Source organism: Gilliamella sp. ESL0405 (genome assembly GCF_019469205.1).
Classification (GTDB): Bacteria; Pseudomonadota; Gammaproteobacteria; order Enterobacterales; family Orbaceae; genus Gilliamella.
This window is the reverse complement of sequence record NZ_CP048265.1, coordinates 2,588,210-2,600,504: the sequence shown is the minus strand read 5'-3', so window position 1 is coordinate 2,600,504 and position 12,295 is coordinate 2,588,210. Positions and strand designations below refer to the sequence as shown.

Annotated in this window: 13 protein-coding genes; 5 read left to right on the top strand and 8 right to left on the bottom strand. The window is 36.5% G+C overall.

Annotated features, from left to right (window positions below; translation table 11 throughout):
- Positions 1–32: 32 nt before the first annotated feature.
- Positions 33–1,910 carry an ATP-dependent zinc metalloprotease FtsH gene (gene ftsH / locus GYM74_RS11300; protein ID WP_370634010.1) on the bottom strand — a complete coding sequence of 626 codons (1,878 nt, stop codon included), beginning with the start codon at positions 1,908–1,910 and terminating at the stop codon, positions 33–35.
- 76 nt (positions 1,911–1,986) lie between these two features.
- On the bottom strand, positions 1,987–2,613 hold the full coding sequence (gene rlmE, locus GYM74_RS11295) for a 23S rRNA (uridine(2552)-2'-O)-methyltransferase RlmE (RefSeq protein WP_220218305.1): 627 nt from the start codon (positions 2,611–2,613) through the stop codon (positions 1,987–1,989).
- A 97-nt stretch (positions 2,614–2,710) separates the two neighbouring features.
- Here rlmE and yhbY point away from each other — a divergent pair, with 97 nt between their 5' ends.
- Entirely contained in the window at positions 2,711–3,004 is a 294-nt protein-coding gene (gene yhbY / locus GYM74_RS11290; RefSeq protein WP_220218304.1) for a ribosome assembly RNA-binding protein YhbY, read from the top strand.
- 65 nt (positions 3,005–3,069) lie between these two features.
- Here yhbY and greA read toward each other — a convergent pair whose 3' ends face one another.
- Entirely contained in the window at positions 3,070–3,546 is a 477-nt protein-coding gene (gene greA / locus GYM74_RS11285; protein WP_220218303.1) for a transcription elongation factor GreA, read from the bottom strand.
- Positions 3,547–3,790: 244 nt separating this feature from the next.
- Here greA and GYM74_RS11280 point away from each other — a divergent pair, with 244 nt between their 5' ends.
- The 3 genes from GYM74_RS11280 to hslO all read left to right on the top strand — a co-directional run bounded on the left by GYM74_RS11280 (position 3,791) and on the right by hslO (position 6,763).
- Positions 3,791–5,398, top strand: a complete 1,608-nt coding sequence (locus GYM74_RS11280) for a hypothetical protein (protein WP_220218302.1) — start codon at positions 3,791–3,793, stop codon at positions 5,396–5,398.
- 101 nt (positions 5,399–5,499) lie between these two features.
- Positions 5,500–5,898, top strand: a complete 399-nt coding sequence (gene hslR / locus GYM74_RS11275; RefSeq protein WP_220218301.1) for a ribosome-associated heat shock protein Hsp15 — start codon at positions 5,500–5,502, stop codon at positions 5,896–5,898.
- Between the two features lies 1 nt (position 5,899).
- Positions 5,900–6,763 carry an Hsp33 family molecular chaperone HslO gene (gene hslO, locus GYM74_RS11270; protein ID WP_220218300.1) on the top strand — a complete coding sequence of 288 codons (864 nt, stop codon included), beginning with the start codon at positions 5,900–5,902 and terminating at the stop codon, positions 6,761–6,763.
- Between the two features lie 191 nt (positions 6,764–6,954).
- On the opposite strand, the gene tsaA is transcribed toward hslO, so the two are convergent.
- The 4 genes from tsaA to metN all read right to left on the bottom strand — a co-directional run bounded on the left by tsaA (position 6,955) and on the right by metN (position 10,489).
- On the bottom strand, positions 6,955–7,665 hold the full coding sequence (tsaA, locus tag GYM74_RS11265; RefSeq protein ID WP_370634072.1) for a tRNA (N6-threonylcarbamoyladenosine(37)-N6)-methyltransferase TrmO: 711 nt from the start codon (positions 7,663–7,665) through the stop codon (positions 6,955–6,957).
- Between the two features lie 127 nt (positions 7,666–7,792).
- On the bottom strand, positions 7,793–8,689 hold the full coding sequence (gene metQ / locus GYM74_RS11260) for a methionine ABC transporter substrate-binding lipoprotein MetQ (RefSeq protein WP_220218298.1): 897 nt from the start codon (positions 8,687–8,689) through the stop codon (positions 7,793–7,795).
- A 14-nt stretch (positions 8,690–8,703) separates the two neighbouring features.
- Complete coding sequence (locus GYM74_RS11255) at positions 8,704–9,345, bottom strand: methionine ABC transporter permease (protein ID WP_366518728.1); 642 nt, start codon at positions 9,343–9,345, stop codon at positions 8,704–8,706.
- A gap of 112 nt (positions 9,346–9,457) precedes the next feature.
- A complete protein-coding gene (metN, locus tag GYM74_RS11250) occupies positions 9,458–10,489 on the bottom strand; it encodes a methionine ABC transporter ATP-binding protein MetN (protein WP_220218296.1) in 1,032 nt (343 codons plus the stop codon).
- Between the two features lie 115 nt (positions 10,490–10,604).
- On the opposite strand from metN, the gene gmhB reads away from it, so the two are divergent.
- Positions 10,605–11,141 carry a D-glycero-beta-D-manno-heptose 1,7-bisphosphate 7-phosphatase gene (gene gmhB, locus GYM74_RS11245; protein ID WP_220218295.1) on the top strand — a complete coding sequence of 179 codons (537 nt, stop codon included), beginning with the start codon at positions 10,605–10,607 and terminating at the stop codon, positions 11,139–11,141.
- A 104-nt stretch (positions 11,142–11,245) separates the two neighbouring features.
- On the opposite strand, the gene GYM74_RS11240 is transcribed toward gmhB, so the two are convergent.
- Complete coding sequence (locus GYM74_RS11240) at positions 11,246–11,896, bottom strand: DUF4184 family protein (RefSeq protein ID WP_220218294.1); 651 nt, start codon at positions 11,894–11,896, stop codon at positions 11,246–11,248.
- Positions 11,897–12,295 lie beyond the last annotated feature (399 nt).

The window sequence follows — 12,295 nt, the reverse complement described above, 5'->3', positions numbered from 1 at the left end:
CGCGCCGAAGCGCGTTATTTATTTATATCATTTTAATCGTCTGATTGAGGCGGAATATCCGTTCCCTCATTTGGAATCTCTTGTGCTGCTTTTTCGTCACTCTCTGTCCAGTCGTCCGGTGCATTGATAGGTCGACGTGCAATTAAGTCCGCTACTTGATTTGCACCAATGGTTTCATATTTCATTAGCGCATCTTTCATTGCATGAAGCACATCCATATTTTCCGTCAAAATTTTACGTGCTCGTTCAAAATTGCGGTCAATAATCGCTTTAACTTCTTCATCGATAATGCGAGCAGTTTCATCTGAGATATCTTTAGGACGGCCATAAGCTGAATTATCATCCATTTCATAAAATAGTGGTCCTAGACGTTCAGAAAAGCCCCATTGGGTAACCATAGCTCTGGCGTATTGCGTGGCAACCTTAATATCATTCGAGGCGCCGGTTGATACTTTTTCAGCACCATAGATCAGTTCTTCCGCCAGTCTTCCACCATAAAGGGTCGCAATATCGCCTTCTAGTTTTTCACGGCTTTCACTCACTCTGTCGCCTTCAGGTAAGAAGAAGGTGACGCCTAAAGCACGTCCGCGAGGAATGATTGTGACTTTATGAATTGGATCATGATCAGGCATTAAATAACCAACAATAGCATGACCGGCTTCATGATAAGCAGTTGATATCAATTGTTCTTGGGTCATCGTCAATGAGCGTCGTTCAGTGCCCATGTTGATTTTATCTTTGGCTTCTTCAAACTCATCCATTGTCACTAATCGTTTGTTACGACGAGCCGCAAATAACGCCGCTTCATTGACTAAGTTTGCTAATTCAGCACCAGAATAACCCGGTGTGCCACGTGCTAAGACTGACAAATTAACATCAGAGCCCAAAGGTACTTTACGGACATGAACAGCAAGAATCTGCTCACGACCTTTCATATCTGGTAGGCCAATTTGTACTTGGCGGTCAAAACGGCCGGGGCGCAGTAATGCCGGATCTAAAATATCAACCCGGTTAGTGGCTGCAATAATGATTATTCCGCTATTCGCTTCAAAACCATCCATTTCAACTAGCATTTGGTTCAAGGTTTGTTCACGTTCATCATGCCCGCCCATTGAACCGGCGCCTCGTTTACGACCAACGGCATCAATTTCGTCAATAAAGATGATACACGGTGAATGTTTTCGAGCTTGTTCAAATAGATCACGTACACGTGAGGCACCCACACCGACAAACATTTCAACAAAGTCAGAGCCGGAAATACTGAAAAATGGAACGTTAGCTTCACCAGCAATCGCTTTTGCCAGTAGGGTTTTACCTGTACCCGGTGGTCCAACCATTAAAATCCCTTTTGGAATACGTCCACCCAATTTTTGGTATTTACCCGGATCGCGTAAGAAATCAACCACCTCGGTAACTTCTTGTTTCGCCTCTTCGCTACCGGCGACATCGGTAAATTTTGTTTTAACTTGATCAGGGGTTAGCATTCGAGCTTTACTTTTACCGACCGACATTGGCCCGCCTTTACCACCACCTTGCATTTGGCGCATAATAAAGATCCAAAAGCCAATGAGTAAAATGATAGGGAACCAAGAAACTAAAATCGCACCTAATAAGCTCGGTTTTTCATCAGCAGTACCATAGACAGGTACTTTATGACTTAATAAATCATCAATGAGTTTTTCATCAAAATAAGGGATATAAGTTACGTAATTGCTATTATCGGTTCTGGTAGCAACTATTTCTCGTCCGTTAATATGCACTTCTTTGAGCTTGCCATCGGCGATATCTGAGTTAAATTTATAATAATCGATTTGAGGGCCGCTAGATACTGAGCTGAATTGATTAAATACCGCAATCAATACTACCGCAATTATTCCCCATATCAGTAGATTCTTTACCATGTCGTTCAAAAGAAAAACCCCTCATAAAAATTAACAGTTACGACTAAAATTAACCAAGTATGGTACTACAAAATTATACAACTGGCTACTTCATCCCCATAGCAACAATATAAACTTCTCTTGACCTTGCACGTGAAGCTTCCGGTTTGCGTATTTTGACCGTTTTAAAAAGTGATCTTACTGCTTTAAGATACTCTTCAAATCCTTCGCCTTGAAAGACTTTCACAATAAAATTGCCATTCGGTGCCAGAACATCTCGGCACATATCTAATGCCAGTTCAACTAAGTACATGGCTCTAGGAATGTCAACCGCCGGTTGTCCACTCATATTAGGCGCCATGTCGGACATAACCACTTGCACTTTGTCTTCTCCAACACGCTCGAGGAGTGCATTGAGCACAGCTTCATCTCGAAAGTCACCTTGCAGGAAATCTACCCCAACAATAGGATCCATTGGGAGCAAATCACAAGCGATGATCCGGCCTTTATTGCCGATAAGTGATGCGACATATTGTGACCAACCCCCAGGCGCCGCGCCTAAATCGACAACGGTAATACCGGGTTTAAATAGTTTGTCACTTTTTTGAATTTCTTCTAATTTGAACCAAGCTCGCGATCGTAGACCTTTTTTTTGTGCTTGTTGCACAAAGCGATCTTTAAAATGTTCATTAAGCCAACGCGTCGAGCTAGCTGAGCGTTTTTTGTTACTCACAGCGAATAAATCCTTAACGTAAAGAGTTCACTTCATTGATTAGTCATATATATAAGGGTAGAATAGCAAAATTACAACTTAATGTGATAAAAAATTAATGAATTTATCGAATAAACAAAAACAGTACCTAAAGGGTGAAGCTCATCACTTAAAACCAATCGTGATGATTGGTGCTAATGGGTTTACTGAAGGCGTTTTAGCTGAAATTGAAAATGCCTTGAACTTTCATGAGCTAATTAAAATTAAAGTGTCTGCTGAAGATCGCGAAACAAAAAAACTTATTTGTGATGCGATTATTCGTGAAACTAAAGCGATACCTGTTCAGCAGGTTGGCTCTATTTTTACGGTGTTTAGACCGAGTGAAGAGAAAAAAATCTCTTTACCAAAATAATCAATGAAAAACAGGGCATATTGCCCTGTTTTTTTATCGAGAGTGATTATTGATGCAAATTGACATTAAATATAGTCAACTTTAATGATATCAAACTCAACATCACCACCAGGCGTTTTAATTTGAACAGTATCACCGTCTTCTTTACCAATTAAACCACGGGCAATTGGTGAGTTAACTGAAATTAAATTTTGTTTGTAATCGGCTTCATCATCACCAACAATACGGTAGGTTGTTTCTTCGTCAGTATCTACATTTACAACGGTGACAGTGGCACCAAAAATAATTCTTCCGGTATTTTTTACTTTGGTAATATCAATGATTTGTGCTTGCGATAATTTACTTTCAATTTCCTGAATGCGACCTTCACAAAATCCTTGTTGTTCTCTTGCGGCATGGTATTCGGCGTTTTCTTTCAAATCTCCGTGCGCTCTTGCTTCAGCTATAGCTGCTGTAATTTGAGGTCTTTTGACATTCTTCAGTTCTTCAAGTTCGGCACGTAACAATTCGGCTCCCTTTACCGTCATTGGGATTTGTTTCATCTCTGTTTTTTCCTATTTATCTATCGTAAATAAAAAAAGAATAACAATCCTTCATCTTAATCAAAAGAGAGGGCGTAATTAATTCAATTTGTTATTCTAACGTCATAATTTTGGCTTGTTATATATTAACTGGAAAATCGGTTTAACAACAGATCATTTATATCAAAATCGAGTGCTATTTTAGTTAAAATCGGTTATCGTAATGTAATATCTAATTATTTATTGTTACTATTTAGTTTTTGTTATGCGAACGATTCGATTATTACTGATTACTTTTTTAACAATTGTCTGGATTTTAATTTTGCTGGCTTACTTTGCTGTACAGACTAATTACGGCGCTAAATTTATTAGCCAACAATTATCAAAATTAAGCTCATATTCTATTTCAATCGGTAAAGTTAATCATTCTTTAGCTAACTTTTATGAAATATCTGTTGAAGATCTGACGATCAAAGATGAAAATCAACATGTTACTAAAATTGCTAAATTGATAATTGGATTTGATAAAAACGATTTGTGGCAGCTAAAGCATTTCAATTATATTGTTGTGGTCAATGGTGAGTTAGACGGTAGCAAAATTGAACAAGCTTCTATTTCAGCTAATGTCCTTAAATTGGTTGATTCGACCGTCAACGTTTCACTTAATGACGGAAAAGATTCGTTAACTTTTCGGCAAATAAATGGTGGCATTAAACCATTTAATGTATCTGATCAACAGTCGTATCAATTTGAATTATCATCACAGCAAGTTTCGTTTAATCATTTTCTGGTCGATAAAGTGTTGCTTCAAGGTTTTCAACGTGAAGGTACCATTTATATTACAAATTTAGGTGGTAACATTAATGACGGATTTTTTGTCAGTAAATTAAAAATACTAGCGGATAAGAGTTTGGATGTTGAGCAATTGAAACTTAATAACATTCACGTTCAATCTAAAGATAATCAATATTTTGCGCAATATCTGGATAAATTACCCAAAACGACTTTTCGTCAACTTTCCATGCTGAATAGTAGTATCCAATTGCCTGACTATACAATTGAAAAAGGCAATATTGAAACAACCAATATTATTTATGACAAGCAGTGGCACTTTAATCAAAGTGCGTTAGTTTTTAATGCCGATAATATCGTATGGAATGAGAAACCGTTTTCTTCTGTTTTGCTGCAATTAATGCTTAAAAATGAGCATGATATAGCCATTGAAAAAGCTATCGGTATTTGGAATCAAGGGCGATTAAGTTTAAATGGAGATTGGAAAGATAATAATTTGCATATAGATAAATTATTAGTGACCGAAATTGATTTTAAGCTACCTAAGAAAATTGAACAGATTGTACTGCCTGAATCGTTAAAACAGATTGATATTGATCGATTATCGATTTTGAAAGGTGGAATAATTAATACCAATCCTGACTATCCATTTAATTTTGTCGATTTTCAAGCCTCCGGTAGCAAATTGCGTTTGGTTGAAAATAGAAAGTTAGGGCTGTTTAATGGCCAATTATTTGTTAAAGCCAATAATGGAACAGTTAATAAAATTGGAATGATTTATCCTGATTTTTCCGTTAAATTTAATGAACAGCATCAAGCCTTATTGGCGTTTACTGCATTAGTTAATGGTGGCATGCTTGAATCGAATGCAATTGTCAATCCTTCGCTAGATAAATTAGAATCATTACATCTTAAGGCCTATGGGGTAAGTAGTATCTTTCTTGAAAAGTGGAAGTTAGTGAAACAGCTTCCTAATGCTTCACATTATACTCTTGATTTACATGGCGAGATTGCTCCTTATAGCCTATCCGGTACATTTTTCGCAAATGGCAATCGTTATAACATCGAGCCTCAGCATTGATATTTCTAAAAACAACCTTATATAATTCGCTAAGATGTTCTAAGCTTTATTTTTTAACTGCGATAAAATGAGCTTGATTAGAAAAGTGAAATGAGGAAGTCATGGACAGTGTAAGATTAGATAAGTGGCTTTGGGCTGCCAGATTTTATAAAACACGTTCACTTGCACGTGAAATGGTCGACGGTGGTAAAGTCCATTATAATGGTCAACGGACTAAGCCTAGTAAAATAGTCGAAATTGGTGCAATGTTGACACTTCGTCAAGGTTCTGACCAAAAAACAATTCAAATCTTAGCTATTAGTGAGCAGCGCAGGCCAGCGGCAGAGGCTCAATTACTCTATCAAGAAACGCAAGAAAGTATCGCAAAACGTGAAATGGTGGCGCAAGCACGTAAGCTTAATGCATTGACAATGCCGCATCCGGATAGAAGACCGGATAAAAAAGAGCGGCGTAATTTGATTCGATTCAAAAATGAAAGACAACAAGGCGACAACTATTAATATGGATACTCTAAATCGATTTTTATTTGATAATCACCCCATTCGGGGTGAAATTACCCGTCTTGAACAGACATATGAAGCTATTTTAGAAAATCATACTTATCCTGTAGCAGTACAAAATTTACTGGGTGAGTTATTGGTTGCAACCAGTTTATTAACTGCGACTTTAAAATTTGAAGGGGATATCGCTGTGCAGTTGCAAGGTGATGGTCCATTATCACTAGCGGTTGTAAATGGTAATCATCAACAGCAATTACGTGGTGTAGCACGGGTTAACGGTGATGTTGCTGATAATGCAACGCTTAAAGATATGGTTGGTAATGGTTATATTGTCATCACTATTACGCCTAAAAATGGCGAGCGTTATCAAGGTATTGTTGGGCTTGAAAAAGATACCTTAATTGGTTGTATTGAAAATTATTTTATGCAATCCGAACAGTTACCTACCCGATTGTTTGTCAAAACTGGGGTATGTAATAATAAGCCAATGGCGGCCGGCATTTTATTACAGGTACTTCCGGCAAACGAAGGTACTGACGAATCTTTCGAGCACCTTTGTGCGTTAACGGAAACGATCACACGTGACGAACTATTCCGACTTTCAACTGACGAGATTTTATATCGCCTTTATAATCAAGAAGAAGTTCGACTGTTTGAAGCGCATCCTATTATTTTCAAATGTAGCTGTTCGCGCGAGCGTTGTGAAGATAGTTTAATGACGCTACCCGCTAATGAAGTTGATGAAATTTTAAAAGAAGAGGGCGGTAAAATCGATATTCATTGTGATTATTGTGGCAAACATTATCTGATTGATGCAATTGATATTGCTGAGATGAGAAGAAAACAGAATTTGAATTATCACTAATCTACATATAAAAATACCACTAAGATCGTGAAGAATTTTAGTGGTAAAGTGAAATATAGGGAATTAAACCCATATGTAATTTACCAGAATGACTTAAATTTTCAATTAATTTTATATACAATCGATAACAATTTTGTAAATCCTCTTTACAAAAGTCAGCCATTTAATTAGTTAGCTTTTTATACAACGCTTCAATCTATTATCGTTATTTGGTCAACTATCGCGTGTTGATTAATAATTCTTCCTTTGATATTAAAATGATATAAAGTCAAGCCAAACTCTTGTTCCGTTTTATCTTTGCGCTTATAAGCAGGTCTTGGGTCTTGTGATATTACTTGAGAGATTAACGTTGCCAACTGAGGATAATCTTGTTTTTGTCGCTCTAAAAATTGCTGTACAAACGGTGAAAATGTGACGGTTAATACGGTTTCGGGCACTGTCTGGGCATAGCTAGCTTTGGCTTGTGGATAACTATCACAATAAGGGATATAAGGTTTGATATCGATAATTGGTGTGCCGTCGACTAAATCAAGGCTGCCCAGTTTTAAAATGACTTGTTTTTGAACAACGGTAATATCTTTTAATTCTACCGCAGAAAGACCAATATGATTAGGTCTAAATGGCGAACGAGTGGCAAATACGCCTAAAGTTTTATTACCGCCTAAGCGTGGAGGGCGCACCGTTAAGCGCCATTTTTCAGGTTCGATGTGGTGGAACAGAAATAACAGCCACAAATGTGAAAACTGCTCTAAACCTTTCACACTATTAGGATCGTTATAAGGTGCTAATAAATGCAGCTCCCCTTGACCTGCGGAAACGAGATTAGGTTGCCTTGGTACAGCAAATTTTTCGCTGTAAGGTGAACGTATTATGCCAATAGGGTTAATTTGCCGATTCATTATCTTTTATGATGTATTGAGCCATTTGAAGGTAATTATTATATCACTCGATAGATAAATTTAATTCAGATGTTTACCGCCGACATAAAGTCGGCGGAATAGTGATCAATAGCTGTTTGTGAGTGGATTATTACCAACCACGAATTGCCCCGCCATTAAAGATTTCATCAGCTTTTTTAGCAACGGCATCAGTTTGATAAGCTTTAACAAAGTTTTTAACGTTTTCATTATCTTTATCAGCTTCACGCGATACGATAATGTTCACATATGGAGACTCTTTATCTTCTACAAAAACACCATCTTTGCTTGGCGTTAAATTTGCTTGTCCGGCAAAAGCATTATTAATGATTGCCAAATCTACCTGAGCATCGTCTAAAGAGCGAGGTAGCATTGGTGCTTCAAGTTCAACAATCTTATAGTCATAAGGATTGCTGGTAATATCAAGTACAGTTGGTAATAACCCTTTTGCTTTATCAACGGTTATTAACCCTTCGTGTTGCAATAATAGTAATGCACGACCTAAGTTTGTTGGATCATTCGGAATAGCAATGGTTGACTTAGCTGGAATAAAAAAGGTTTCACCACGAGGTGATTTAACTTTTACCCCTTCGCCAGTTTCGGCAGAAGCGTCAATTGGTTTAAGTTTATGAGTATAACTTGCAATTGGATATACAAAAGAGTTACCAACAACAGCAAGTTTATATCCACGTTCTTTAATTTGCTCATCTAGATATGGTTTATGTTGGAAAGCATTAACATCAATTAAACCGTCATTTAAAGCTTGATTTGGTGTAACGTAGTCATTAAAAATAACTAACTCAACATCAATATTATAAAGATCTTTAGCCTGCTTCTTAACTACTTCTGCCACCTCCTGTTCTGGCCCTGAAATCACCCCAACTTTAAGTGAGCTTACTTTGGTTGGTTCAGCTGGTTTGTTTTCGGTTGTTGATTGTTTGTTATCACAACCTGTTAAAAAAAATGCACTCACCAAGGTGGTGACTAGTGCTAGCTGTTTAATTGACATAATTTTCTCCAAAATTAATGATGAGTAACACGTTTAACAATACTATTGCCAATAAACTGAATAATAAAGACAATAATGATTAAGATAACCAAAACCGTATTCATTATAGCAGGCTTATAACCGTTGTAACCATATTGAATTGCCAGTTGTCCAAGACCGCCAGCACCGACCGCACCAGCCATCGCAATATAGCCAGTCAAGGTGATGAGTGTAATGGTCATACTATTAACAATAACCGGCAGTGATTCGGGTAATAGCACCTTATAAATTATTTGTAATGGTGTGGCGCCCATTGAACGAGCGGCTTCAATAAGTCCTTTGGGTACGTCTAGCAAGGCATTTTCAATCATACGAGCAATTAATGGTGATACGCCAATACTTAATGGCACTACTGCTGCTTGTTTCCCAATAAAAGTTCCCATTAAAAAGGTCGTAAAAGGTATTATCCAAACAATTAATATAATAAAAGGAATAGAGCGAAAAATATTGGTGATAAATGAAATAACACTATTGGCGGCATAACAATCTAAAATTTGCCCTTTACGAGTGGTGTAAAGCAATATTCCTATTGGTAAGCCAATCACTGTACCCCAAAAGCCTGATAAAATGACCATATAAAGTGTCTCATCAGTGGCTTGTGCCATTTTAAATAGCATCGCTTCATTAAAGCCATTAAATGATGAGCAAAATGCGACAAAATTTGCCCAAAAGTCGGAGCCGGCTAAAAATCGAAATAATGATTCAAATGGTTTAAATGATGGAATAAAATTAAACATAGCCCAGCACCTCTACTTTGGTGTTATTTTTTTCTAAAAATTGTATTGCTGATAACGTACTATTAGGTTTGCCTTTCATTTCCGCTAGCATCAACCCGAATTTGACACCACCGGCATAATCCATTTGCGCACTGATAATGTTACTATCAATATCAAATTCTTTGGCAATTTGCGAAAGTAAAGGTAAATCAACCGATACGCCACTAAATTCTAAACGTACTAACGGATTGAGTCCTTCTTTATGTTCTGGCGTAAGGCGAATTAAGTAATCATCTGGTATGGTCAAATGTAACGTCGATTGAATAAATTGTCGGGCAATTTCGGTTTTAGCATGCGAAAACATTTCACCGACTGAAGATTGCTCGACTAATTCACCATTACTGATCACAGCAACTTGATCGCAAATCTGTTTTACCACGTCCATTTCATGGGTAATTAATAAAATGGTTAATCCCAATTTTTGATTAATGTCTTTGAGTAATGCCAAAATCGAACGAGTAGTTTCAGGATCGAGCGCACTGGTGGCTTCATCACACAATAATACTTTAGGGTCACTAGCCAATGCTCTTGCAATAGCTACGCGTTGTTTTTGTCCGCCGGATAAATTTGCCGGGTAGACATTTGCTTTTTCGGTCAAACCAACTAACGCTATTAGTTCATTGACTTTTTGTTTAATCTTCGCTTTCGGTGTCTTATTTAACTCAAGCGGAAAAGCGATATTATCAAATACCGTCCGAGAAGATAAAAGGTTAAAATGTTGAAAAATCATACTGATTTTGCGACGTACTTCAATTAGCTGTCGGTTAGATAAATCGGTGATATCTTGATTATCAAAGAAAATTCTACCACTTGTTGGTTTTTCTAATAGATTAACGCAGCGAATAAGTGTACTCTTTCCGGCGCCGGATTTACCAATAACACCATAAATCTTGCCTTGCGGAACATGGATTGTTATATTTTTTAAGGCATGAATTACCGTTTTATTCTGTTCAAATACTTTCGAAATATTTTGTAGTTTTATCATAATATATAAAGATAAAGTTTGGATAATTGAATATTAAGACGTCTAGACATCTAAGTCAATCGATAATATGCTATGCAAATTTGAGCGATATGTAAGCAAAGGAATACAAATAAATATGAAACCAGCTATTTTTTTAGATCGAGATGGTACGATTAATATCGATTACAATTATGTACATACTATTGATAAATTTCATTTTATTGATGGCGTAATTGAAGCAATGCAAGAACTCAAAAAAATGGGCTTTTTGTTAGTTATTACCACTAACCAATCAGGTATTGCAAGAAATAAATTTACTGAAGAGCAATTTCATACCTTAACAGAGTGGATGGATTGGTCATTACAAGACCGAGGTGTCGACTTAGACGGTATCTATTATTGCCCGCACGATCCTTTAGTTGATCATTGTGAATGTCGCAAACCGAGTCCGGGTATGATCCAAACAGCGGCGAAAGAGTTAAAAATTGATATTGCTAACTCTTATATGGTGGGTGACCGAGTATCGGATTTATTGTCGGGTAAAAAGGCAGGCGTTAAAAAAACAGTTTTGGTGAAAACCGGTGATGCCATTACAGAAGAAGCGTTAGCGCAAGCTGATTGGGTAATTGATAGTTTGGCGGATCTACCCAATAAAATAAAAGCTGAATCATAATTTTCTAATAATACTAGCCTAATACGGCATTTAAAATTAATGCCGTATCATTCTCACGATAAGCCCTGATAATATTAGCCCCAAAAATAGAGCATTAATAAAGTTCACCACACTTTGACCAAAGGTATGAATAGTATTGGTGAAAAAAGAGAAAAATAACTTAAAAAAATCAAAAATACTAACCCCCAATATAGAAAGCTACTTTTATTTGCCTTATCAACCAAGATCGGTAATCTGAGAATAAAGAAGCATATTAAACTCAATCCTACCAAAATACTTCCATGTTGGAGTAATTGGTAGGTAGGAATATTTGTATTTTTTAATGATAGTGTCTGTTGTAAAAAAGGCAGGTGTTGTACAAAAAAGCCAGTCAAGTGAGTAAAACTATCCCAACCTAAATGAGACAGTGCGCCAATTAATGCAGAAGTTATGACAATAAACCAATGATGGTAGCAATATTCACTCCAATTAAAATTTAGGTAATGAGCAAATCGTTTATAAAGAAAATGAGGCAAATTGTTGATCAATTCATTACGAATAATAAAGTGAAAGATAAAAGCAATAATTAATGTTATGGGTAGATCAAAATAAAAGATGCCTAATAAAGTGTGGCTCATATCACTTTTTATTTTCATTCTAAGAAAATATTCAAAGTCAGGTGACATACTACCTATAATTAAAGTTGTCATGGAAAAAAATTTAGGCTTTTTGTAAAAAGGTAAAACAATTGCTGGATGTGCAAAAGTAAAAGGCATATAAAAAAACCAGTTAAAAAGTTAGACTGAAATAGAAAACTATAATTATAAGATCACTAATAAATAAAGAAAGTTTGTAAAATTTGTATAGGATTAGTTTATTTTCACAGCGTCATGTGTAAAAAAAACACAATCGGAAATAAATTTGCAATAATCGCTTGCATGATTTTTCTAAGGCTCTATAATGCGCACCCACTGACACGGCGTCAGCGAAAGCAGACGGGAAAAGTGATTAGTGAGCAAGATCAAATTTTTTAAAAAAAGATCTTGACGAATAAAAAGGTGTAGCGTAGTATACGCAGCCCTTGAGACAGCAAACTGAAGCAAGCAATTGTGAAGTTAAATTGAAGCTGTCAGCTCTTTAAAAATAAGAAACAGACAATCTGTGTGGGCACTTGC

Coding starts and splice junctions, on each gene's coding strand:
- GYM74_RS11280 (WP_220218302.1), top strand. CDS start 3,791: ATGCGAACGATTCGATTATTACTGATTACTTTTTTAACAATTGTCTGG.
- greA (WP_220218303.1), bottom strand. CDS start 3,546: ATGAAACAAATCCCAATGACGGTAAAGGGAGCCGAATTGTTACGTGCC.
- metN (WP_220218296.1), bottom strand. CDS start 10,489: ATGATAAAACTACAAAATATTTCGAAAGTATTTGAACAGAATAAAACG.
- hslO (WP_220218300.1), top strand. CDS start 5,900: ATGGATACTCTAAATCGATTTTTATTTGATAATCACCCCATTCGGGGT.
- GYM74_RS11240 (WP_220218294.1), bottom strand. CDS start 11,896: ATGCCTTTTACTTTTGCACATCCAGCAATTGTTTTACCTTTTTACAAA.
- hslR (WP_220218301.1), top strand. CDS start 5,500: ATGGACAGTGTAAGATTAGATAAGTGGCTTTGGGCTGCCAGATTTTAT.
- yhbY (WP_220218304.1), top strand. CDS start 2,711: ATGAATTTATCGAATAAACAAAAACAGTACCTAAAGGGTGAAGCTCAT.
- gmhB (WP_220218295.1), top strand. CDS start 10,605: ATGAAACCAGCTATTTTTTTAGATCGAGATGGTACGATTAATATCGAT.
- GYM74_RS11255 (WP_366518728.1), bottom strand. CDS start 9,345: ATGCTATTTAAAATGGCACAAGCCACTGATGAGACACTTTATATGGTC.
- metQ (WP_220218298.1), bottom strand. CDS start 8,689: ATGTCAATTAAACAGCTAGCACTAGTCACCACCTTGGTGAGTGCATTT.